Source organism: Vogesella sp. AC12, assembly GCF_024437575.1.
Taxonomy (GTDB): Bacteria; Pseudomonadota; Gammaproteobacteria; order Burkholderiales; family Chromobacteriaceae; genus Vogesella; species Vogesella indigofera.
Genome location: NZ_JANFNU010000005.1, coordinates 36,107 through 59,280, shown reverse-complemented (window position 1 = coordinate 59,280; position 23,174 = coordinate 36,107). Strand labels below are relative to the sequence as shown.

At 65.5% G+C, this 23,174-nt stretch carries 20 protein-coding genes; 5 read left to right on the top strand and 15 right to left on the bottom strand.

The window, feature by feature from the left end:
• Positions 1-55 precede the first annotated feature (55 nt).
• The 12 genes from trpB to leuC all read right to left on the bottom strand — a co-directional run bounded on the left by trpB (position 56) and on the right by leuC (position 13,491).
• Positions 56-1,255, bottom strand: a complete 1,200-nt coding sequence (gene trpB / locus NOM55_RS09790; RefSeq protein WP_120811087.1) for a tryptophan synthase subunit beta — start codon at positions 1,253-1,255, stop codon at positions 56-58.
• A gap of 52 nt (positions 1,256-1,307) precedes the next feature.
• The gene (locus NOM55_RS09785) at positions 1,308-1,931 is read right to left on the bottom strand and encodes a phosphoribosylanthranilate isomerase (RefSeq protein ID WP_255908432.1); all 624 of its coding nucleotides are present in this window, start codon (positions 1,929-1,931) and stop codon (positions 1,308-1,310) included.
• 1 nt (position 1,932) lies between these two features.
• On the bottom strand, positions 1,933-2,721 hold the full coding sequence (gene truA / locus NOM55_RS09780; protein WP_255908431.1) for a tRNA pseudouridine(38-40) synthase TruA: 789 nt from the start codon (positions 2,719-2,721) through the stop codon (positions 1,933-1,935).
• Entirely contained in the window at positions 2,718-3,329 is a 612-nt protein-coding gene (locus tag NOM55_RS09775; RefSeq protein WP_255908430.1) for a hypothetical protein, read from the bottom strand. Before NOM55_RS09775 ends, truA begins: the two co-directional genes overlap by 4 nt.
• A 2-nt stretch (positions 3,330-3,331) precedes the next feature.
• Positions 3,332-5,470 carry a FimV family protein gene (locus NOM55_RS09770; RefSeq protein ID WP_255908429.1) on the bottom strand — a complete coding sequence of 713 codons (2,139 nt, stop codon included), beginning with the start codon at positions 5,468-5,470 and terminating at the stop codon, positions 3,332-3,334.
• 21 nt (positions 5,471-5,491) lie between these two features.
• Positions 5,492-7,630, bottom strand: a complete 2,139-nt coding sequence (locus NOM55_RS09765) for a FimV/HubP family polar landmark protein (RefSeq protein WP_255908428.1) — start codon at positions 7,628-7,630, stop codon at positions 5,492-5,494.
• A gap of 195 nt (positions 7,631-7,825) precedes the next feature.
• Positions 7,826-8,842, bottom strand: a complete 1,017-nt coding sequence (locus tag NOM55_RS09760) for an aspartate-semialdehyde dehydrogenase (protein WP_255908427.1) — start codon at positions 8,840-8,842, stop codon at positions 7,826-7,828.
• Between the two features lie 67 nt (positions 8,843-8,909).
• Complete coding sequence (asd, locus tag NOM55_RS09755) at positions 8,910-10,016, bottom strand: aspartate-semialdehyde dehydrogenase (protein ID WP_211329242.1); 1,107 nt, start codon at positions 10,014-10,016, stop codon at positions 8,910-8,912.
• Between the two features lie 156 nt (positions 10,017-10,172).
• Positions 10,173-11,237 carry a 3-isopropylmalate dehydrogenase gene (leuB, locus tag NOM55_RS09750; protein ID WP_047967131.1) on the bottom strand — a complete coding sequence of 355 codons (1,065 nt, stop codon included), beginning with the start codon at positions 11,235-11,237 and terminating at the stop codon, positions 10,173-10,175.
• Between the two features lie 64 nt (positions 11,238-11,301).
• The gene (gene leuD / locus NOM55_RS09745) at positions 11,302-11,940 is read right to left on the bottom strand and encodes a 3-isopropylmalate dehydratase small subunit (protein ID WP_255908426.1); all 639 of its coding nucleotides are present in this window, start codon (positions 11,938-11,940) and stop codon (positions 11,302-11,304) included.
• Complete coding sequence (locus NOM55_RS09740) at positions 11,937-12,053, bottom strand: entericidin A/B family lipoprotein (protein WP_202902737.1); 117 nt, start codon at positions 12,051-12,053, stop codon at positions 11,937-11,939. Before NOM55_RS09740 ends, leuD begins: the two co-directional genes overlap by 4 nt.
• Positions 12,054-12,084: 31 nt before the next feature.
• Positions 12,085-13,491: a 3-isopropylmalate dehydratase large subunit gene (leuC, locus tag NOM55_RS09735; RefSeq protein WP_255908425.1), complete on the bottom strand. Its 1,407-nt coding sequence runs from the start codon at positions 13,489-13,491 to the stop codon at positions 12,085-12,087.
• Positions 13,492-13,702: 211 nt separating this feature from the next.
• Here leuC and NOM55_RS09730 point away from each other — a divergent pair, with 211 nt between their 5' ends.
• A complete protein-coding gene (locus tag NOM55_RS09730; protein ID WP_255908424.1) occupies positions 13,703-14,488 on the top strand; it encodes a helix-turn-helix transcriptional regulator in 786 nt (261 codons plus the stop codon).
• A gap of 32 nt (positions 14,489-14,520) precedes the next feature.
• On the opposite strand, the gene NOM55_RS09725 is transcribed toward NOM55_RS09730, so the two are convergent.
• The 3 genes from NOM55_RS09725 to NOM55_RS09715 form a co-directional block, all read right to left on the bottom strand.
• Positions 14,521-15,681: an MFS transporter gene (locus NOM55_RS09725; RefSeq protein ID WP_255908423.1), complete on the bottom strand. Its 1,161-nt coding sequence runs from the start codon at positions 15,679-15,681 to the stop codon at positions 14,521-14,523.
• Between the two features lie 78 nt (positions 15,682-15,759).
• A complete protein-coding gene (locus NOM55_RS09720) occupies positions 15,760-16,173 on the bottom strand; it encodes an RNA-binding S4 domain-containing protein (RefSeq protein ID WP_255908422.1) in 414 nt (137 codons plus the stop codon).
• Positions 16,170-16,820, bottom strand: coding sequence for a fumarylacetoacetate hydrolase family protein (locus tag NOM55_RS09715; protein WP_255908421.1), 651 nt, complete (start codon positions 16,818-16,820; stop codon positions 16,170-16,172). The genes NOM55_RS09720 and NOM55_RS09715 overlap by 4 nt, the downstream gene beginning before the upstream one ends.
• Positions 16,821-17,265: 445 nt before the next feature.
• On the opposite strand from NOM55_RS09715, the gene NOM55_RS09710 reads away from it, so the two are divergent.
• The 4 genes from NOM55_RS09710 (at position 17,266) to NOM55_RS09695 (ending at position 23,152) form a co-directional block, all read left to right on the top strand.
• Positions 17,266-19,032 (top strand): alpha/beta hydrolase, encoded by a 1,767-nt coding sequence (locus NOM55_RS09710; protein WP_047967137.1) that lies wholly within the window; start codon positions 17,266-17,268, stop codon positions 19,030-19,032.
• A 95-nt stretch (positions 19,033-19,127) separates the two neighbouring features.
• Positions 19,128-20,309, top strand: coding sequence for an acetyl-CoA C-acetyltransferase (locus tag NOM55_RS09705; RefSeq protein WP_255908419.1), 1,182 nt, complete (start codon positions 19,128-19,130; stop codon positions 20,307-20,309).
• Positions 20,310-20,464: 155 nt separating this feature from the next.
• A complete protein-coding gene (locus tag NOM55_RS09700) occupies positions 20,465-22,255 on the top strand; it encodes an aminopeptidase P family protein (protein ID WP_255908418.1) in 1,791 nt (596 codons plus the stop codon).
• Between the two features lie 129 nt (positions 22,256-22,384).
• Positions 22,385-23,152 carry an ABC transporter substrate-binding protein gene (locus NOM55_RS09695; RefSeq protein ID WP_255908417.1) on the top strand — a complete coding sequence of 256 codons (768 nt, stop codon included), beginning with the start codon at positions 22,385-22,387 and terminating at the stop codon, positions 23,150-23,152.
• The last annotated feature ends 22 nt before the right edge of the window (positions 23,153-23,174 follow it).

The following is a 23,174-nucleotide window of genomic DNA, read 5'->3' as shown; positions in this document are numbered from 1 at the left end:
CGGTATCATCGGGGAGCGGCAAAGGTTGGCCGCAGTGCGGCCAACCCTGGCCACCTTACAGGGTCAGGCCCATCAGACCGGCGACGGTGTTGATGTCCTTGTCGCCACGGCCGGACAGGTTGACCAGAATGATCTGATCCTTGGCCATGGTCGGCGCGATCTTGGCAGCATAGGCCAGCGCGTGGCTGGATTCCAGCGCCGGGATGATGCCTTCCAGGTGGCAGCAGTCCTCGAACGCCTTCAGTGCCTCGTCGTCGTTGATGGCCACGTATTCGGCGCGACCGATGTCCTTCAGCAGGCTGTGCTCCGGGCCGACGCCCGGGTAGTCGAGGCCGGCGGACACCGAGTGGGTCTCGATGATCTGGCCGTTCTCGTCCTGCATCAGGTAGCTGCGGAAGCCGTGCAGCACGCCCGGCTTGCCTGCCGACAACGGTGCCGCGTGGCGGCCGGTGGCCACCCCGTCACCACCGGCTTCGACGCCGACCAGGCGCACGCCTTCCACCTCGACATAAGGATGGAAGATGCCGATGGCGTTGGAGCCGCCACCGACGCAGGCCACCACCATGTCCGGCTGACGGCCGACCATTTCCTGCATCTGCTCCTTGGCCTCGATGCCGATGATGCGCTGGAAGTCACGCACCAGCATCGGGTACGGATGCGGGCCGGCGGCGGTGCCGAGGATGTAGAAGGTGCTGTCGATATTGGTCACCCAGTCGCGCATCGCCTCGTTGAGCGCGTCCTTCAGCGTCTTGGAGCCGGACTCCACCGGCACCACGGTGGCGCCGAGCAGCTTCATGCGGAACACGTTCGGCGCCTGGCGCTTCACGTCTTCCGAGCCCATGTACACCACGCACTCCATGCCGTAGCGGGCGGCGACGGTGGCCGAGGCCACGCCGTGCTGGCCGGCGCCGGTCTCGGCGATCACGCGCTTCTTGCCCATGCGCCGCGCCAGCAGCGCCTGGCCGATGGTGTTGTTGACCTTGTGCGCACCGGTGTGGTTGAGGTCTTCGCGCTTGAAGTAGATCTGCGCGCCGCCGAGCTGTTCCGACCAGCGCTTGGCGTGGTAGATCGGGCTTGGGCGGCCGACAAAGTGTTTCAGCTCGTAGTGATATTCCTGCCAGAACGCCGGATCAGCCTTGGCACGGGCGTACTCGGCATTCAGCTCGTCCAGGGCTGCCATCAATGTTTCCGCTACATAGACACCGCCGTACGGGCCGAAGTGACCGCGTGCATCGGGGAAGTCATAACTGCTCATGGAATGCTCCTGATGGTTTGATGATGGTAGCGGCACGCGGTGGCGCGCCGTGTTAATTCTGTGCCGCCCGCACCGCGGCGACGAAATCCGCCACCCGCTGCGGACTCTTGATGCCCTTGCCGGTCTCGACACCGCTGGAGACGTCGACCGCCGCCGGGCGTACGCGACGCACGGCATCGGTAACATTGTGCTCGTCCAGTCCTCCGGACAGGATCAGCGGCAAGGGCAGCTGCGCCGGGATCAGCGTCCAGTCGAAAGTCTTGCCGGTGCCGCCGTGCGCGCCCTCGACAAAGGCATCGGTCAGCAGGCCGCGTGCGTCATGGTACTGCGCGGCCAACGTTTGCAGATCGGTCCCCGGCTGCACCCGCACCGCCTTCAGGTACGGATGGTGGAAGCTGCGGCAGAACGCCGGCGATTCTTCACCGTGGAACTGCAGCACGTCGATGGCACACTGCGCCAGCACGGCTTCGATTTCCTCGCGCGTGGCGTTGACGAACAGCGCCACCACGGTCACGAACGGCGGCAGCGCGGCGATGATGGCCTGCGCCTGCGCGATGCCGACGTGGCGCGGGCTCTTGTCGTAGAACACCAGGCCGATGGCGTCGATGCCAAGGTTGGCCGCCGCCACCGCATCCTCGACGCGGGTAAAACCACATACTTTGATGCGAACGCTCATCTTATCTCCACAGGGTCAGGCGCGCGGCCTGGGCCTGCGACGGCAGTTCGAACTGCGCCGGGTAGCCGACACCGGTCAGGTACAGGCCGTCGGGCATGAAGGTCGGCGGCGCCTTGGTACGGTCCGTCGCCGCCAGCAAGGCCGCCATGCCGGCAGTATCAAGCTTGCCCCTGCCGACATACAGCAACGCGCCGACGATATTGCGCACCATGTGGTGCAGGAAAGCGTCGGCGGTGAGGTCGAAGCGCAGCAGGCCGTCGACTTCGCTGATGTCCAGCTGCTGCAGGTCTTTCAGCGGCGACTTGGCCTGGCACTCCGCCGCGCGGAAGCTGGAAAAATCGTGCCGCCCCAGCAGTACCGCCGCCGCCGTGCGCATCGCGGCCACATCCAGCGGCTGGTGGTACCAGCCGACGCGACCGGCGGTCAGCCCGGGGCGCACCGGGTGCGTCAGCAGGAAATAGCGGTACGAGCGGGAAAACGCGGAAAAGCGCGCATGAAATTCGTCACTGACTTCCCGCGCCCACACCACGGCGATCTCGGGTGGCAGGTGGGCATTGACGCCGCGCACCCAGGCATTGAGCGGGCGGATGGCATCACTGTCGAAGTGCACTACCTGCATCAGCGCGTGCACGCCGGCATCGGTACGGCCGGCGGCGAGGGTCGTCACCGGATGGCCGGCAATGCGCGACAGCGCCTGGTTCAGTTTGTCCTGCACGGTGTTACCACCGGGTTGCGTCTGCCAGCCGGAAAACGCACGGCCGTCATACTCCACACCCAACGCAACTCTCATTGTCCCACTTTCACGAGTAAGCCGGACAACAGCAACAGCAGCAACAAGGCCAACGTGTCACGCATGGTCCACGGCGAAAAGCCTAACTTTACCTCATCCGCCGGGGCTTGTGTCAGTTGCGCCGCCAGCGCCGCGCGCCACGCCGCCAGGCTCAGCGCCGGCGGATGCTGCAACCAGTGCTCGGCATAAAACAGCGTCAGCCCCAGCCGCAGCAGCACGCGCTCCAGCGGCAGGCCGAGCCGCGCCAGCGGTTGCAGCAACCACGCCAGCGCCTGCAGCATGCCCTGCTGCCCCAATTGCAGCCAGACGCAGCGCAGGCTCGCCATCAGCAACAGCAGCCGCAACTGCTGCTGCAGTGCCAGGGTCAGCCCCTGCCGCGACGGCGACCACGCGGCGGCGAACAGCGCATCACCCGGCACCGACCAGGCGGTAACCAGCAGCAGGGTCAGCAGCAGCCAGCGCATGCGCCGCAACGCCAGGCACAGCTGGCGCCATAACTGGGGGAGGCAGAACAGGAACAACAGGGAAAGCGCCGGCCAGGACCAGGCTTGCAGCACCAGCACCAGCAGCAACCACGCCACCAGCGCCAGCGCGGGATGGCCGCGCACGATCAGGAACCGTCCACCGCTTCTTTGGGCGCTTCCAGCAGCCCGGCATCACGCAGCAGGGTATCGGCCATCTCGCTGTCACCCATCTCGCGATACAGCTGCGCCAGCTCGGCAATCGCCGCCTGCTCCGACAGCTCACCGGCCACCGATACCGGCTGCCGGTCATTGGCGGCGAAGTCGGTGACACGGCGCGCGACCACCGGCTCAGGCGCCACGAACTCAGGCAACTCCGGCTCCGGCGCCACTGGCGCCGACGGCGGCAGCGGCGCCGCGATCGCCGCAGCGGCCGCCGGCAATGGCACCTCGGGCGCCTCGACCTCGGCCGGCGCGGACGCCAGCACCACGGGCTCGCTCATCGGGCGCTCGATGGCGCGATACAGCGGGTTGTCCGCGTCCAGCGTGGCGCCCAACTGCTGCACCCGCGTCCACAGCCCGCTCAGTGGGCCGAACACCGCCAGCACATCCAGCGCCACCGCCTCGAACTCGCCGTGATTGCCCTGCGCGGCGATCAGGTCGAGCAACTTGATGCGCAGATCCTCGCGTTCCGGCTCGGCGCGCAGGGCATTGCGCAGCAGGCTCTCGGCCGCCTCGCTACGGCCATAAGCCAGCAGCACGTCCGCCTCGGCCAGTACGTCGACCGTATCGAGCCGGATCTCGTCGGCCGGCGCGGGCGGCGGCACGAGCGCGGACACTACCGCCACCACGGGCGGCATCGCGGCCGGTGTCTGGCCGGTTTCCGCAGCGCTGTCCGCCGGTTTCTGCTTGCGGCGCCGTAGCAGCATCCACGCCAGCAGGCTGGCCACGGAAATACCGCCGACACCGGTCAGCACCCATTCCGTCAAGCGGCCATCAAGAAACGCCGTTTCGCTGTCCGACAACGGCGGCATGGTCTGCGCGGCACTGGCCGCTACGGGCGCCGGACTGGCCTCCAGCCGGCCGATTTCCGCTTCCAGCCATTTCATGCGCTGCTGCGCCGCCTTCAACTGCTGGCCGATCTGCTCGGACGGCTGCGGCGTTGCGACTGACGGCGCAGAGGAGACCGGGGCCGGCGGCGCGACTGAAGCCGATGGTGTCGCCGCAGCCTTGGCCGGGGCGGTCGCCAACGAGTCGTGCGTGCTGGCAGTGGGCGCCGGCTTGTGTTCCGGGAACACCAGCCAGGCACCGGCAAACAACAGGTCGCGGTCACCGCCGGCAAAGGCCTGCGGATTGCGTGCCAGCACCGCCGCCATCCAGGCCTGCCGCGCCGCCGGGGCGTAGCGTTGCGCCAGCCGATTAAGGCTGTCCCCCGCCTTGACGCGATAGCCGTCCACCGGCAGCGCCTGCGCCGACGGGGCCACGTGCTTGCGATAGCGCTGGCCGGCCTTCGGCACGGCGACACTGAAACGGCGCACCACCTCGGCCTCGCCCAGCCGGGCCTGCAATTCAAAACCGATGCGGCTGCTGGTCACCGGCTGCGGATGATGCAACCGCAAGAACTGACGCCCGCCACGGCTGCGCAGCGCAAAGCGTACCGCTTGCGCATCGCCCAGCCCGTGCAGCGCCGCCAGCTGGAACTGGCTGGCGTGATCGGCCATCGGCCAGTCGCCCAGCAGCTCGACTTCCATGCGCAGCGGCAGCCCGCGCACCGACAGCAAACGCCCGGCACCGAAAGCAGGCGCGGCAGCACCGGTGATGAAACTCGGTTTTTCCGCCGGCAAGGCACTGTGCGGCGAAGGTTTCTTGTCGGGCGTCACCGGCCACTGCCCGGACGCCGGCACGTGGTACTCGCGAATGGCACGGCCGGAAGGCCATGACAGCTCAAGGGCAAAATGCAGGCCCTGTTCACGAGGCAGCACCGGCCCGGACAAGGTAATCAGGTAGCGACCGGGCGATACCTCGCTGGTGCGGATCGCCAGCTGGCGCACCGCTTCGGCGTAAGACCCCAGCATCGGATAACGCTCCAGCGACGCCAGCGACGCCGTCGGCGCGCTGAGTCCGGCCTCCGGCTCGACCGCAACCTCGGCATAAAACGCCTCGTCGGCCGTCGACAGCACCCGCAGCGCGCCGAGTCCGGCCCAGGCCGGCAGTACCGCGCAGGCGGTCAGCAGGCCGGCCAGCACCGGGCGCAGGGCAAAACTTGGATGACTAGCGTTGGTTTTCATCGGCGGTCGCCAGCGCTGGCATCAAAGCGAGGACAGCAGGTTGGCGGCTTCCTGCTTCAGCGAACCGCCGGCCTCGGCCACCAGCTCTTCCAGCACTTCGCGCGCACCATCCTTGTCCCCCATGTCCAGATAGACACGGGCCAGATCCAACTTGGTCGACAGCGGATCGTCCGACACCGACATGCCTTCGGTGCTGACTGCCGGCGTTTCCGCGCCCAGGCTGTCCAGACCGAAGTCGAAATCGACGCTATTGGCGTCCGGCTCAGTTGCGGCCAACGTTTCCAGCGGACTCGCGGTGTTCACCGGCTCGTCCAGCTGAAAATCGAAGTCCAGCATGTGCTTGTTCTCCTCCGGCTCCGGTTCGGGCGGAGCCGGTTCCGCCACCACCTGCTCGGCGCTGGCCAGCAGGCTTTCGATATCCAGCTCCGGCGCCAGCGCCTTGGGTGGCGCATCCACGGCGAACGGATCGTCGCCGAGCAGGGCCGCACGCAGTGGATCATCGTCCACGGCCAGCGCGACCGGCTCCGCCACTGCCGCAGCGGCGGCCGGCACACTACCCATCAGTTCGTTGTCGAGGTCGATGTCCATCGGTGACGCCGTGAAGGCATCGTCGGCCACCGCCTCGCCGGCGACGGCAACACCGCCATACAGGGCATTGGCGGGATCGATGCCGCGACCCAGTTTGGCGATCTTGTCCCACAGCGTGCCCTGCCCGCCCAGCGCGTCGTGCAGCGCTCTTGCGTGCGGTTCGAAGGCGACACGATCCTGGCGTGACGCGTAGATTTCCAGCAGCTTGGCGCGCACTTCGTGCAGGGTCGGGTCTTTCGCCAGTGCTTCTTTCAGGATTTCCTCGGCCTGCTGGTCGCGGCCGTAGGCGAGGTAGACCTCGGCTTCGGCGATCGGGTCGACATCGCCGGCCTCGGCGCCGCCGGTACCGCTACGGGTGAAGTCGGTGAGGAAAGTATTGCCGGCGGTCATCGGCTCGGTATTGGGTTGGTGCAGCGACTGCTTGCGCAGAGTGCTGGCCGCGCCAGCGTGGCCCGAACCCGCGGCACGACGGCGGCGCAGCATGATGATGGCAGCCAGCCCCAGCAAGACCGCAGCCAGCGCACCGCCAATCAGCGGCAAGTAGGCCATGATCTGGTCCAGCAACGGCTCGCCGCGCTCCTCGGCGGCCGGTGCCGGTTGCGGCGACGCCGCCGCCTGCAGCGCATTGAGGCGTTTTTCCAGTTCGGTGATTTTTTGTTGCGCCTGCTGCAGTTGCAGCGCCTGTTCGGAGACCACGGCGGAGGCGTCAACCGCTGGCGCCGAGGCGGGAGCGGTCACCGGCTCCAGCTTCACCAGCTGTTCCGTAGGGGCAGCCGGTTTGGCGGGTGCCACTGCCGGCGCTGCTGCGGCGGCGGCAACGGGTGCTGCCGCAGTAGTCTGCGGAGCACGATCGGCGGCGAGAAGGCTGTTGCTGCGTTCACGCCCCAGAGCGCGGATTTGTGACAGTGGCGGCACTTTCAGGCGCGCACCGGCACGCAATTGGTCGGGGTTGCCGGCGACGAAGGCCTGCGGATTAGCCTCCAGCAGCGCGGCCATCACCTGGCGCAGCGAAACATTGGGCAGCGCCAATGACGCCGCCAGCTGGTGCAGGGTCTGCCCCGAGCGCACGCTGATACGGTCCGGCGATGCACGATTGACGGCTTCGCGCGCGGCACGCGGCGGAGACGGTAGCCTTGGCGCCGGTGCCAGCCGCTCGCTCGGCGGACGGGCCGCAACCGGTGCCGGTGCCGGTGCCGGTGCCGGATTGGCCGGCAACGCATAATCGACCGGATCCAGCAGCACGGTATATTCGCGCACCGAACGGCTGCTCGGCATTTTCGCTTCCACCACAAAGCGCAGATAAGGCTCGCTGATCGGCGCCAGCGACGTGACCCGGATATACGGCCGGCCGTTGGCACGCTGGGCCAACGTGAAACGCAAGCTGCTCAGCAGCGGCGCGTAATCGACTTTCAACTCGCGAAAGGTATCCAGGGTAGCCAGGCCAACCCGCTGCACATCGCCATCCGAGCTGCTCAGCTCGATTTCGGCACGCAACGGTTCGCCAAGATTGGACTTGACGACGACCCCCCCCAAACCCGCCCAGGCTGCAGAAGAAAATGCCACTGACAGCATTAATACGCTCAGTTTTTTCTTGGCCAGCATTCTTTTTTGCTACCTTTCGGTGTGTTGTTTTGCTCTAGCGCCGTTGCCGCTCATTTATCCACCATTTGCATAAGCGTGGTGACGGCCGATTTTTAAACCGGCCTGATAAATCTTGCAAGCGAATAGCCAAATCAGTATAGCGACATAGTACCTTGAGATTCCGGCTCAGGCAAAATAGCCACGCTTCATCAGGGCTGCGGCCAGCGCCACGCAAGGCTCTGCGGCGCCGGCGCGGACATTGTCGGCCGCCAGCCAGAACGACACGGTACCGCCGGCGGTCTGCCGCACGCGGCTGACCCAGACCGCCTCGTTGCCGGACGCTTCCAGTGGCGTGACATATGGCAGTTCGCCACGCGGATCGTCAACGATTTGCAGACCGCCGGCAGCCAGCAGCTCGCGCGCCTTGTCCGCAGTCAACGGGTCGCGGGTCTGCAGTGTCACCGCCCAGCCGTGACCGAAGAAGACCGGCACCCGCACGCAGCTGGCTTCGACCCGCAGCTGTGGCTCGGCCAGCACCTTGTGCAGCTCGTCGACCAGCGACTGTTCTTCTTCGCTGCTGCCCTGCTCGTCGACGTCGCCGATCAGCGGCAGCACGTTGAAGGAGATGCGCTTCTGGTAGACCTCCAGCTCGATGTCACGGGCGCCAAACAGCGCGGTGGTCTGGTTGGCCAGCTCTTCCAGTGCGGCGCGGCCGGTACCGGAGACCGACTGGTAGCTGGCGATGGTGACCCGCTCCAGACCGCTGGCCTGCAGTGCGGCCAACGCCTTGGCCACCGGTGTCACCGTGCAGTTCGGCACCGCCAGCAGCAGGCCTTCGCCAAGATCATCCAGCGCGGCGTCGTTGATGCCGGGCACCACCAGCGGCACGTCCTCGGACAGCCGGTATACCGAGCTGAAGTCGATCACGGCACAACCGGCGTTGCGTGCTTCCGGCACGAAACGGCGCGATAGTTCGCTGCCGCCGACAAAGATCGCCAGCGAGGCGTTGGCAAAGTCAAAGTCATCCACCGTGGCCACATCCAGCTCGAGATTGCCCAGCGACACGGTTTCGCCGTCCTTTTCCGCCACATCCAGCGCAAACACGCGGCCGATCGGCAACGCACGTTCGGCCAGCAATTCAAGCACGGCCTCGCCAACCAGCGAGGTGGCACCAACAACAGCAATACGCAGGGTTTCAGACATTCTTTATCCAGTTCTAGAAAACGAAAAGGGCGCCGTTGGCGCCCTTGGCTAACAGTATCGCACTATTTTAGCGTTCAATCAGGATCCGCAACATACGGCGCAGCGGTTCGGCCGCACCCCACAGCAGCTGATCGCCGATCACGAAGGCCGACAGGTACTCGCCGCCCATGTTCAGTTTGCGCACGCGACCGACGCCGATCTGCAGACCGCCGGTGATGGCGGCGGGTGTCAATTCCTTGACAGTGATGTCGCGGTCGTTCGGCACCCACTTCACCCAGTCGTTGCCGGACTTGATGATGGCCTCGATCTCTTCCAGCGGCAGGTCTTTTTTCAGTTTCACGGTCAGCGCCAGGCTGTGGCAGCGCATGGCGCCGATGCGCACGCACAGGCCATCGACCGGGATGGTCGCCGTGTTACCGAGGATCTTGTTGACCTCGGCCTGGCCCTTCCACTCTTCCTTGGACTGGCCGTTGTCGAGCTGCTTGTCGATCCACGGGATCAGGCCGCCGGCGAGTGGCGCGCCGAAGAACTCGGTCGGCACGTCTTCGCGGATGGTGGCGGCCACCTTGCGGTCGATGTCGAGAATGGCGGACGATGGCGTGGCCAGCTCGTCGGCTACCGCGGCGTGTACCACGCCCATGCCCTTCAGCAGCTCGCGCATGTGGTTGGCGCCGCCGCCTGAGGCCGCCTGGTAGGTCATCGAGGACACCCACTCCACCAGACCCTCGCGGAACAGCCCGCCCATACCCATCAGCATGATGGAGTTGGTGCAGTTGCCGCCGATGAAATCCTTGACGCCATTGGCGAGGCCGGCTTCGATCACGTTGTTGTTGACCGGGTCGAGCACGATGATGGCGTTGTCTTCCATGCGCAGCGTGGAGGCGGCATCGATCCAGTAGCCGTTCCAGCCGGCCTCGCGCAGCTTGGCGTACACCTCGGTGGTGTAGTCACCGCCCTGGCAGGTGACGATGGCGTCCATCGCCTTCAGCTCGTCGATGTTGCGCGCGTCTTTCAGCGGCGGCACGTCGCGGCCAACGTTGGGGGCGGCACCACCGACATTGGAGGTCGTGAAAAACACCGGTTCGTCGATAACGGCAAAATCATTCTCTTCCAGCATGCGCTGCATCAGCACGGAACCGACCATGCCGCGCCAGCCAACAAAACCTACTCGCACGATAATTCTCCTGAATGTCTTGGGTGTTTGAAACTGTCTCGCCAGCCATCTCTTGACAGACCGGCTTTATGTAGTGATCAGCCCCATTGTGCAGGGCAACAGCGGCACGCACAATGGGGCTGACGTTTTTTATTCAAACAACATTAAAGATGCAAATTACAAGGCCGCTACCACCGCATTGCCCATGCCGGAGCAGCTGACTTTCTCGCAACCGGTCTCGAAGATATCGGCGGTGCGATAGCCCTGTGCCAGCACCGTTTTCACCGCGTTTTCCACGCGCTGGGCGGCGGCTTCCTGGTTGAAGGTGTAGCGCAGCATCATCGCCGCCGACAGGATGGTGGCCAGCGGGTTGGCCAGGTCCTTGCCGGCGATGTCCGGTGCCGAGCCGTGGCTAGGCTCGTACAGGCCCTTGTTGTTCTGGTCCAGCGATGCCGACGGCAGCATGCCGATGGAGCCGGTCAGCATCGAGGCCTCGTCGGACAGGATGTCGCCGAAGATGTTGCCGGTCACCATCACGTCGAACTGCTTCGGGTTGCGCACCAGCTGCATCGCGGCGTTGTCGACGTACATGTGCGACAGTTCCACCTGCGGGTACTCGCGCGCCACGTCGATCATGATTTCTTTCCAGAACTCGGTGGTCTCCAGCACGTTGGCCTTGTCCACCGAGCACAGCTTCTTGCCGCGCTTCATGGCGATGCCGAAGGCGACGTGGGCGATGCGGCGGATTTCGCCCTCGCTGTAGCGCATGGTGTTGTACGCCTCGCGCTCGCCCAGCTCGTTGACGGCGATGCCGCGCGGCTGGCCGAAGTAGATGTCACCGGTCAGCTCGCGCACGATCATGATGTCGAGGCCGGATACCACTTCCGGCTTCAGCGTCGACGCGTTGGCCAGTTCCGGATATAGGATCGCCGGACGCAGGTTGGCGAACAGGTTGAGATCCTTGCGGATCGCCAGCAGGCCACGTTCCGGACGCAGCGCGCGCTCCAGGTTGTCGTACTGCGGGCCACCGACGGCGCCGAGCAGCACCGCGTCGGCGTCGCGACACAGGTTCTGCGTGAACGACGGGTAGGGATGGCCGAACTCGTCGTAGGCGGCGCCACCCAGCGGCGCCTGCTCCATCTCGATCGGCAGGCCGTCACTGCGCAACACTTCCAGCACGCGCTGCGCCTGGGCAATGATTTCCGGACCGATGCCGTCACCTGGCAAGACTGCAATTTTCATGATCTTTATCCCGTAGCGTGGAGGACAAGGTTGGCCGCACTGCGGCCAACCTTTGGTGGTGGGTTCAGGCAAACAGCCACGGCTGCGCCGCGCGGTGCTTGCTTTCGAAAGCCCTGATCTCGGCTTCGTGCTTCAACGTCAGGCCGATCTCGTCCAGACCGCCAAGCAGGCAATGCTTGCGATGCTCGGTGATGTCGAAGGCAAACACCTTGCCGGACGGCGTGGTAATGGTCTGCGTCGGCAGGTCCACCTGCAGCGTGTAGCCTTCGGCCGCTTCGCATTCGCGGAACAGCTGGTCGACCACGTCCGCCGGCTGCACGATGGGCAGCAGGCCGTTTTTGTAGCAGTTGTTGAAGAAGATGTCGGCGAACGACGGCGCGATCACCACGCGGAAGCCCTGGTCTTCCAGTGCCCACGGCGCGTGTTCACGCGAAGAGCCGCAACCGAAGTTCTCGCGCGCCAGCAGTACCTGCGCACCGGCGTAGCGCGGGAAGTTCAGCACGAAGTCCGGGTTCAGCGGCCGCTGGCTGTTGTCCATGCCCGGCTCACCGTGATCGAGGTAGCGCCACTCGTCGAACAGGTTGGGACCGAAGCCGGAACGCTTGATCGACTTCAGGAATTGCTTGGGAATGATGGCGTCGGTATCGACGTTGGCGCGATCCAGCGGGCACACGAGGCCGTCAAGGGTGGTAAATGCCTTCATTGTGCTGCCCTTTCGATGGCGGAACCTGCGTTTCTGAGATCCTGGCCGACACCGGCCACGGTATTGCATCCGGTGACTGCCGCCAGCAAGGCCAGCGCAGTCAGAAGTCGCATTGTCATGTCTGTTCTCCTAGCTCTGGCCCGCTTACAGCGCGCGAATGTCGACGAAGTGGCCGGCCACCGCGGCGGCGGCGGCCATCGCCGGGCTGACCAGGTGGGTACGGCCGCCCTGGCCCTGACGGCCTTCGAAGTTGCGGTTGGAGGTGGACGCGCAACGTTCGCCCGGCTGCAGGCGGTCGGCGTTCATCGCCAGACACATCGAGCAACCCGGCTCGCGCCATTCGAAACCGGCAGCAACAAACACCTTGTCCAGCCCCTCGGCCTCGGCCTGCGCCTTGACCAGACCGGAGCCCGGCACGACCAGCACCTGCTTGACGTTGGCCGCCTTGCTGCGGCCCTTGGCCACCGCGGCGGCTTCGCGCAGGTCTTCGATACGGCTGTTGGTACAGGAGCCGATGAACACGATGTCCACCGGAATCTCGTTGATCGGGGTGTTGGCCTGCAGGCCCATATAGGCCAGCGCACGCTCCATGGAACCCTTCTTCACCGGATCGTTTTCCTGCGCCGGGTCCGGCACGCGGCCGTTGATGTCGGTCACCATTTCCGGCGAGGTGCCCCAGGTCACCTGCGGCTGGATCGCGGCGGCGTCGAGCACCACCACTTCGTCAAACTGCGCGCCGTCGTCGCTGTGCAAGGTGTTCCAGTACGCCACGGCGGCGTCCCACTGCTCGGCCTTCGGCGCGAACGGGCGGCCCTTCACGTAGTCGATGGTCTTCTGGTCCACCGCCACCAGGCCGGAACGGGCGCCGGCCTCGATCGCCATATTGCACAGGCTCATGCGGCCTTCCATCGACAGCTCGCGGATCGCTTCGCCGCCGAACTCGATGGCGTAGCCGGTACCGCCGGCGGTGCCGATCTTGCCGATGATCGCCAGCGCCACGTCCTTGCCGGTAATGCCGGCCGGCAGCTTGCCGTCGACGCGCACCAGCATGTTCTTGGATTTCTTCGCCACCAGCGTCTGGGTAGCCATCACGTGCTCGACCTCGGAGGTGCCGATGCCGTGCGCCAGCGCGCCGAAAGCGCCGTGGGTGGAGGTATGGCTGTCACCACAGACCACGGTCATGCCCGGCAGGGTGGCACCCTGCTCCGGCCCCATCACGTGCACGATGCCCTGGCCCTTGTCCTTGAACGGGAAGTAGGCCAGCGCGCCGAAGGCCTTGATGTTGGCGTCCAGCGTTTCCACCTGCTGGCGCGAGATCGGGTCCTTGATGCCCTCGTCCCAGTGGTCGGTCGGCGTGTTGTGGTCGGCGGTCGACACCACTGAATCCACGCGCCACAGCGGACGATTGGCCAGCTTCAGGCCTTCGAAGGCTTGCGGGCTGGTCACTTCGTGGACCAGGTGACGGTCAATATAGAGCAATACGGTGCCGTCTGCTTCTTCGTGCACCACGTGGCTGCTCCACAGCTTGTCGTAGAGGGTCTGTGCGGTCATGGTTCTGTTTTCCCGATGAGTTTGCCGACAACATTCCGGCAGTGGATCCGGTCATTCTGTCACGTCCGCCCCAGGCGGAACAGGCCGTTGCGGCCAACCTTGGGCCGGCTGCGGGCCATGCGTAGTAGCCCTATCATTGATCAAGCCGGTTCCTAGTACAAGATAAGCATTTATACTAGTAGTGATACTACCAAGATAAGCCGCCACCACCATGAACGACGAGCGCCACACCAGCCCGCTGGGCGACTTTATCCGCAGCCACCGTGAGCGCGTGTCGCCACAGCAGGCCGGCCTGCCCGCCGGCAGCCGCCGCCGCGCCAAGGGCCTGCGCCGCGAGGAAGTCGCCGCGCTGTGCGGCATCAGCCCGACGTGGCTGACCTGGATCGAGCAGGGCCGCACCCAGTCGGTATCGGCCGCCACGCTGGCACGGCTGGCCGACGCACTGTTGCTGAGCCGCGCCGAACGCGACTACCTGTTCAACCTCGCCGGGCAGAAGAATCCGGACGACACCCACCTCGCCAGCGATCCGGAGGCGCAGCAGGCACTGGCGCTGGCGGTCGGCAAGATCGCCGACCCGGCCTATGTGCTGGACGGGCTATGGTTCGTGCCGGCATGGAACGCGCAGGCCGCTACCCTGTTCCGCGGCTGGCTGGACCAGCCGGAGCCGCGCCACAATCTGCTGCACTTCATGTTCCTGCACCCGCTGGCGCCGCAGCTGGTTGACGACTGGCCGACACGGGCGCGCCGCATGGTGGCGGAATTCCGCGCCGAGATCAGCGCCCGTCGTGATGACGGCGAAGTCGGCGCCCTGCTCGACGGCCTGCGCCGGCAGAGCGGCGACTTCGACAGCCTGTGGCGGCAGCAGGACGTGCAGGGCCGCGAAGGCGGCGAGCGCGCATTCAACCACGCGCAGCTGGGACGGGTGAGTTACCAGCAGCTGACGCTGCGGCTGGCCAATGCGCCGGGATTGAAGCTGGTGATGCTGCTGTCGGCGTAAGCACGCCGCGCGGCGACTGCGGCCAACCTTGCTCAGCCATGCGTCATTGCAGACGGCGTGCGCAGCCAGCGCCAGCTCACCAGCACGCCGATGAAGGTCACCACCGCGGACACGGCAAAGGTCAGCGTCACCCCGCCATACGGCCACAGTACGCCGCCGAGCAGGCCACCGGCGCTGCCGCCGATGCCGAAGGAGGCAATCACGTACAGCCCCTGGCCGCGCGCCTGGTGCTGCTCGGCAAAGTAGCGGTGGATCAGCCCCACCGCCGCCGCGTGGTGCACGCCGAAGGTGAAGGCGTGCAATGTCTGCGCGAACACCGCCACCGCCGGCTGCGCCAGCAGCAGCGCAATCAGCACGAAGCGCAGCGCGGTCACCAGCAAGGATGCCAGCATCAGCTGCTCCAGCGTGAAGCGCGCCATCAGCCGCGGCATCAGCAGGAAGACGCCGATCTCGCAGATCACCCCCACCGACCACAGCCAGCCGATGGCACTCTTGCCGTAGCCGGCCTGCTGCAGGCCGATCGAATAAAAGGTGTAGTACGGCCCCATGCCGAAGGCGAGCAGGAAGCAGCAGGCAAACAGCGCCAGCACCTGCGGCCGCCGCAGGGTGCCGGCAATCGACTGTCGCGATGTACTGCGCGGCGCGGCGTGCACCTCCGGCACGAACCAGGCCGCCAGCGCGATCAGCAACAGCAGCGCCAGCACCGCCCACGGCAGATTGCGAAGCCCGAGCAGCTCCAGCAAGGCACCACCGACCAGCGACAGCGTGACAAAACCGATCGAGCCCCACACCCGCACCCGGCTGTAGCGCCCCGGCGTGGCGCGCGTCAGGTGCGCGGTGCTGGCCTCCACCAGTGGCAGCGCCGCCGCCCAGAAGAAGTGCGACACTGCCAGGCTGACGAACACCCACCAGAAGCCGTTGTCCAGCCCGACAAAGGCAAACGCCAGCGCCGACAGCAGCGAGGTCGACAGGATGATGCTGCGCCGCCGGCCACGCCTGTCGGCCAGCCAGCCCCACAGCCCCGGCGCCACGATGCGTGCCAGCGTCGACAGTGCCATCAGCACCGAGATCTGCACCGTGCTGAACGACAGCGATTCGAGGTACAGCCCCCAGAACGGACCGAACAGGCCCTGGAAGGCGAAATAGCTGAAGTAGAACGCGGCGAACGGACGCAGGTCGGCAACGGCGGGCATGGCGGATTTTCTTTCAGGCAAGGGCAAAAACAGGCGCGGGGCGGCATGATAGCGCCATTGCCGGCCCCCGCCTATCGCTCACCAGCTGTCCTTGAAACGGGAGATGTCGCGGCGCGCCTTTTTCGTCGGCCGGCCATCGCCGTGCGGATAGCTGGCGTGTTCGGCCTTTTGCAGCGCGATCTGGTGTTCGCGCGCGGTCACCGATGCCTCGCTCTCGCTGTACAGCAGCTGCGCCTCTTTGGCCGGCCGTCGCTGCGTCGCCAAGGCCAGGATGGTGACCTTGTACTCCAGCCGCTCGATGCGGATCAGCAACTGGTCGCCCTCCTTCGCCACCCGCGAGCCCTTGACCCGCTCGCCGCCGACCAGCACCCGGCCCAGCTCCAGCGCCTCGTGCGCCAGCTGCCGCGTCTTGTAAAAGCGCGCCGCCCACAGCCACTTGTCCAGCCGCACCTTGTCGTCATCCGCACCTGCGGCCAACCTTGCCTTGCTCATGGCGCCACCTGCCACGCCGCCTGCAGCAGCCCCGGCAGTTCCAGCTGCAGCCGATCACCGCCCTGCAACCGCCCCACCCCTTCCGGCGTACCGGTAAACACCAGGTCGCCGGCACGCAGGCCGTAGATGCGCGACAGGTAGCTGACGATGGTCGCCACCGGGAACTGCATCAGCGCGGTGTCGCCGTGCTGGCGCAGCTCGCCGTTGATGCGAAGGCTGAACTGCAGCCGCGCCGGATCGGCAACAAGGTTGGCCGCAACGAAATCCGACACACAGGCGGCGCCGCGAAAGCCCTTGGCCTTGGTCCACGGCAGTCCCTTGGCCTTGACCTCGGACTGCACGTCGCGTGCGGTCAGGTCCAAGCCGAGGCCGTAGCCGGCGATGCAGGACAGCGCGTCGGCTTCGTCGACGTGGTCGGCGTCCTTGCCGATCAGCAGCACCAGCTCGCACTCGTAGTGCACCTCCTGCGAGTAGTCCGGCAGCACGATGGGGCTGCCCTCGCGCAGCAGCGCCGCGTTCGGCTTCAGGAACACCACCGGTTCGCTTTCCACCGCGTTGCCAAGCTCGGCGGCATGGGCGGCGTAATTGCGCCCGATGCAGAACACCGTATTCACCCGCTGCGCGGTCCCCGACAGCTGCACGTGCATGAATGTTTCCTTATTCTGAAATGGGTATGAGTGGCCTGCCGGCCGCGGCAGTGCTGCCATGCAAAACGGGCCGGCGACAGGCAAAGCGCAGCCTCGGTTGCAGTATGATTTTCCTGTCGCCACAGGGCAACCTTGCCGCCACTGCGGCCAACCTCGCCAGCTCGCCTCAAACCAGCGATTGATGCATCGCAACATACCAAAAGCATGAGACAAGTTATACTGCTGCCATCATCCGCACCACCCGCCCGGACGGCTGTTCTTGCGGCTGCTGGCATGGCGTTTGCGAGCCCGCAACGATATTCCTGCGCTGCAACAATAAGGCGCTGTGTTTTGTCATAAAGCGGTGGTACAGTCGTAACCATCTACCGACAGTGCCAGCAAGAAAACAGCCTGCATGCAGGGCGGGATGGTGCTTGATCGTCTTTCCACTTTCGAAGGAGAACCAATGAGCCAGGAAACCCCCAACCCGCTGGACAGCTTTTTTGCCAATCTGTCCGAGGCCAATCAAAAGTGGATGCAGCAGTTCGTCAACTCCATGAGCAGCGGCCTGACACCGCAAGATGCCGCCAACCCGATGGCCGGCGCCTGGAACCAGATGGTCAACAACGCCACCCAGTTCATCGCGATGCAGAACAACCTGTACCAGCAGCAGATGAACCTGTGGATGCAGTTCCTGGGCCAGAATGGTGCTGCCGCTGCCCCGGCGGCGAGCACTGACCGCCGTTTCTCGGCACCGGAATGGAACGAGCATCCGTTCTACAGCTTCATCAAGCAAAGCTACCTGCTGACCTCGAAATGGATGACCGACCTCGCCGACCAGACCCATCTGGAAGGCGAAGACAAGGAACGGCTGGCGTTCATTACCCGCCAGTACGTCGACGCCATGGCGCCGACCAACTTCATGCTGACCAATCCGGAAGTGATCAAGCAGGCCATCGAGACCAAGGGCGAGAGCCTGGTCGAAGGCATGAAGAACATGATGGAAGACATCCAGAAGGGTCACATCTCGATGTCGGACGAAACCAAGTTCGAGATCGGCAAGAACATTGCCTGCACCCCGGGCGAAGTGGTGTTCCGCAACGACCTGATGGAGCTGATCCAGTACACGCCGACCACCGGCGAAGTGTACGAAAAGCCGCTGCTGATCGTGCCGCCTTGCGTCAACAAGTACTACCTGATGGACCTGCAGCCGGACAACTCCATGGTGCGCCACTTCGTGGCCCAGGGTTACCGCGTGTTCCTGGTCAGCTGGAAATCCGCGACGCCGGAGATGCGGCAGTACCAGTGGGACAACTACATCGAGGAAGGCGTGATCGCCGCGGCCGAAGCGGTGCGCAAGATCACCAAACAGAGCAGCATGAACGCGCTGGGCTTCTGCATCGGCGGCGTGATCCTCACCACCGCGCTGTGCGTGATGGAAGCGCGCGGCCTGAACTACATCGATTCCGCCACCTTCATGACCTCGCTGATCGACCACACCGATCCGGGCGAGATCAAGGTGTTCCTCGATGACAACTTCTTCAAGGGCCGCGCCGCCAAACTGGCTGCCGGCAACGGCGGCATCGTCAGCGGCAAGGAGCTGGGCCGTACTTTTGCCAGCCTGCGCGCCAACGACCTGGTATGGAACTACGTGGTCAACAACTACCTGCTGGGCAAGACGCCACCACCGTTCGACCTGCTGTACTGGAACAACGACGCGGTGGATCTGCCGATGCCGATGCACACCTTCTTCCTGCGCGAGTTCTACGACCGCAACGCGCTGACCAAGCCGGACAGCATCACGCTGTGCGGCGTCAGCATCGACGTGCGCAAGATCAAGGTGCCGGTGTACATCTTCGCCGCGCGTGAAGACCATATCGTGCCGTGGAAATCGGCCTTCGACGGCGTCAAGTTCCTGGAAGGCGCCGCCTCGCGCCGCTTCATCCTCGGCGCTTCCGGCCACATTGCCGGCTCCATCAACCCGGTGACCAAGGACAAGCGCAACTACTGGGTCAATGAAACCCTGGCCGCCGATGCCGATACCTGGCTGGAAACCGCGCAGAGCATGCCTGGCAGCTGGTGGAAAGACTGGGACGGCTGGCTGGCACCGCAGTCCGGCAAGAAAGTGGCCGCACCGAAGGCAATGGGCAGCAAGGAATTGCCGCCGCTGTGCCCGGCACCGGGTCTGTACGTGCAGGCCAAAGCCATGCCGCAACTGGCGGCCATGCAGTAATCAACCCGGTTCATGATTGTGCTACAGTGTTTCTTGTGCGTCGCACAACAGCACTGTAGCCAATAATAAGCAAACACACTCGTGGAGAAACTCTCATGCAAGATATCGTGATCGTTGCCGCCCTGCGTACCGCTGTCGGCAGCTTTGGTGGTTCGCTGTCCAAAATCCCGGCGCCGGAGCTGGGTGCAACCGTTATCAAGGGTTTGCTGGCAAAGACCGGCGTGCAGCCGGAAGCAGTGAGCGAAGTGATCCTCGGTCAGGTGCTGACCGCTGGCGCCGGCCAGAACCCGGCGCGCCAGGCGCTGATCAAGGCCGGCCTGCCGGTGTCGACCCCGGCCTCTACCCTCAACGTGGTGTGCGGCTCCGGCCTGCGCGCAGTGCACCTGGGTGCCCAGGCCATCGCCAACGGCGATGCCGAAATCGTGATCGCCGGTGGCCAGGAAAGCATGTCGCTGTCGCCGCACATCCTGCCGGGCTCGCGTGACGGTTTCCGCATGGGCAACGCCCAGCTGGTGGACACCATGGTCGCCGACGGCCTGACCGACGTCTACAACCAGTACCACATGGGCATCACCGCCGAAAACGTGGCCGCCAAGTACGAGATCAGCCGCGACGAGCAGGATGCGCTGGCACTGGCGTCGCAGAACCGCGCCGAAGCCGCACAAAAAGCCGGCAAGTTCGCCGACGAAATCGTGCCGGTACTGGTACCGCAGCGCAAGGGCGACCCGGTTGCCTTCGCCAACGACGAATACATCAAGGTTGGCAGCACCGCCGAATCGCTGGCCAAGCTGCGCCCGGCATTCAAGAAAGACGGTTCCGTGACCGCCGGTAACGCCTCCGGCATCAACGACGGCGCCGCCGCGGTGATGCTGATGACCGCTGCCAAGGCCGCCGAACTGGGCCTGACACCACTGGCCACCATCAAGTCCTACGCACTGACCGGCTGCGCGCCGGAAATCATGGGCATCGGCCCGGTCGCCGCCACCCGCAAGGCGCTGGACAAGGCCGGCTGGAAAGTGGAAGACCTCGACCTGGTGGAAGCCAACGAAGCCTTCGCCGCACAGGCTCTGGGCGTAGCAAAAGAGCTGGGCTGGGGTGCCGACAAGGTCAACGTCAACGGCGGCGCCATTGCGCTGGGTCACCCGATCGGCGCTTCCGGCTGCCGCGTGCTGGTCACCCTGCTGCACGAAATGCAGCGTCGCGATGCCAAAAAAGGCCTGGCGACACTGTGCATCGGTGGCGGCATGGGCGTGGCGCTGGCGGTAGAACGCAAGTAAGCCTGCCGCACGCAAAACCAAGCCGGAGCCTGCTCCGGCTTTTTTCATGCCCTATTCATTTACAAAAAGACAGACTATTGCGTCAATTGGCAAAATAATTTGCACAAAACACCCCGCCATCGCAGAATGCATACAATCTCCCACCGAGAAGCACGATGACGCACACCATCCTTACCCGCCTGGCCGCACTGCGCCGCCACATGCAACAGCAAGGCATCGCCGCCTGCCTGATTCCGTCCTCCGATCCGCACCTGTCCGAGTACCTGCCGTCCTACTGGCAGGGCCGGCGCTGGCTGTCCGGCTTTCACGGCTCAGTCGGCACCCTGATCGTCACCGCCGATTTTGCCGGCCTGTGGGCCGACAGCCGCTACTGGGTGCAGGCGGAACAGGAGCTGGCCGGCAGTGGCATCGCGCTGATGAAGATCCAGACCGTGGCGCAGCCGCTGCATCTGGACTGGCTTGCGGCCAACCTTGGCGCCGGCGACGTGCTGGCGGTGGATGGCGACGTGCTCGGCCTGGCCAGCGCCCGCGCGCTGCAGGACAAGCTCCTCGCCGCCGGCATCCCGCTGCGCAGCGACCTCGACCTGCTGCAGGCGGTGTGGCCTGAGCGCCCGCCGCTGCCGAGCCAGCCGGTATACGAACACCTGCCGCCCTACGCCGCCACTCCCCGCGCCGACAAGCTGGCCGCGGTGCGCCACGCGATGCAGCAGCACGGCGCCAGCCATCATTTCATCTCCACACTGGACGACATCGCCTGGCTGTTGAACCTGCGCGGCGGCGACGTCAACTACAACCCGGTGTTCATCAGCCACCTGCTGCTGAACGGCAGCGGCGGCACCCTGTTCGTCGGTGACGGCAAGGTCGACGTCAAGCTGATGGAAAGGTTGGCCGCAGACGGTATCGCCGTCGCCGGCTACGAGCAGGCCAAGGCCGCGCTGACGGCGCTGCCGGCAGACAGCCGCCTGCTGCTGGACCCGCGCCGCGTGACCCTCGGCCTGCGCGCCGCGGTCGCGGCCAACGTTGCCGTGATCGAGACCATCAACCCCAGCACCCTGCTCAAGTCGCGCAAGAGCGAGGCCGAGGCGCAGCACGTGCGCGACACCATGGTGCAGGACGGGGTGGCGCTGGCCGAGTTCTTTGCCTGGTTCGAGGGCGCGGTCAACCGCGAAGCCATCACCGAGCTGACCATCGACCAGCAGATCACCGCCGCGCGCGCGCGCCGCCCCGGCTTCGTGTCGCCCAGCTTCGCCACCATCGCCGGTTTCAACGCTAACGGCGCGCTGCCGCACTACCGCGCCACCGAGGCGCACCATTCCGCGATCGAGGGCGACGGCCTGCTGCTGATCGACTCCGGCGGCCAGTATCTGGGCGGCACCACCGACATCACCCGCGTGGTGGCGGTGGGCCAGCCCAGCGCCGAACAGAAACATGACTTCACGCTGGTGCTGAAAGGCATGATCGCGCTGTCGCGCGCGCAGTTTCCGCAGGGCACACTGTCGCCGATGCTGGACGCACTGGCACGGGCGCCGATCTGGCAGCACGGCATCGACTTCGGCCACGGCGTCGGTCACGGCGTCGGCTATTTCCTCAACGTGCACGAAGGCCCGCAAAGCATCTCGCGCTCGCAGCCGGACGCGACCATGGCGATGCTGCCCGGCATGATCACCTCCAACGAGCCGGGCATCTACCGCCCCGGACAGTGGGGGGTGCGCATCGAGAACCTGCTGCTGAACGTGGCCGCCACCAGCAACGAATTCGGCGACTTCCTCTGCTTCGAAACGCTGACCCTGTGCCCGATCGACCTGCGCTGCATCGAACGCACGCTGCTGAATCAGGAAGAAATCGACTGGCTCAACGACTACCACCACCGCGTGCGCGAACAGCTGGCACCACAGCTGGACGGCGCGGCACTAGTCTGGCTGCAGCAGCACACCCACGCGCTGTAACAGCAGCAGCCCCCTGCCGTCCAAGCTTGGCCGCAACACTGCGGCCAAGCTTGTTTCCGGCACGAGCCGTAGCGCCATCCCCGGCGCCGGCTGTAGTAAACTGGCGCTCCAGCCCGTCAGGATATTCATATGCGATACCCCCTCCTTGTGCTGCTCCTGCTGCTGGCCGGCTGCAGCCAGCTGAGCCGCGCGCTGGCGATCTACACCGAAGACTGGCCGCCGCTCAGCTTCCGCAACAGCCAGGATGGTGCCGCCGGCATGGCGGTGGAGGTGGTGCAGGCGCTGCAAAAGCGCACCGGTAACCGCAGTGTCATCCAGGTGCAGCCGTGGGCGCGTGCCTATCACCACCTGCTGAGCGAACCGGACGTGCTGCTGTTCACCGTGGGCCGCAATGCCGAGCGCGAAGGAAAGATGACGCTGCTGGGGCCGGTGGCGATCTCCAGCACCGACGTGTTCGCGCTGCGCGAACAGGCGCAGCAGCTGCGCGACATGGGTGACGTGCGGCGCCGGCTGCCGACCGCGGCCTATCGAGGCAGCATCTTCGAGAGTACCGCGCGGACCCACGGCTACAACGTCACCGCCACCACCGACCCGCAACACTCGGCCAGGATGCTGCTGGCCGGCCGCGTGCGCCTGTGGGCGGAGGGCAGCATCGTGGTACCGCAGGTGCTGCAGCGGCTGGGCGTGGCCGACAACACGGTGGAGCGCATCGCGACGCTGGACTCGCTGGCCCTGTATCTCGCCTTCTCCAGGGGCACGTCGCGGCAGCTGGTGCTGGCCTGGGAGCAGGCACTGCGCGACATGAAGCGGGACGGCAGCTTCCAGGCCATCCACAAGCGCTGGTTTCCGCTCAGCGCGCCGCCGCTGGAGGTGCTGCGCGTCGGGCTGGAGCCGTAGGCCCGGCCACACAACGGCCATG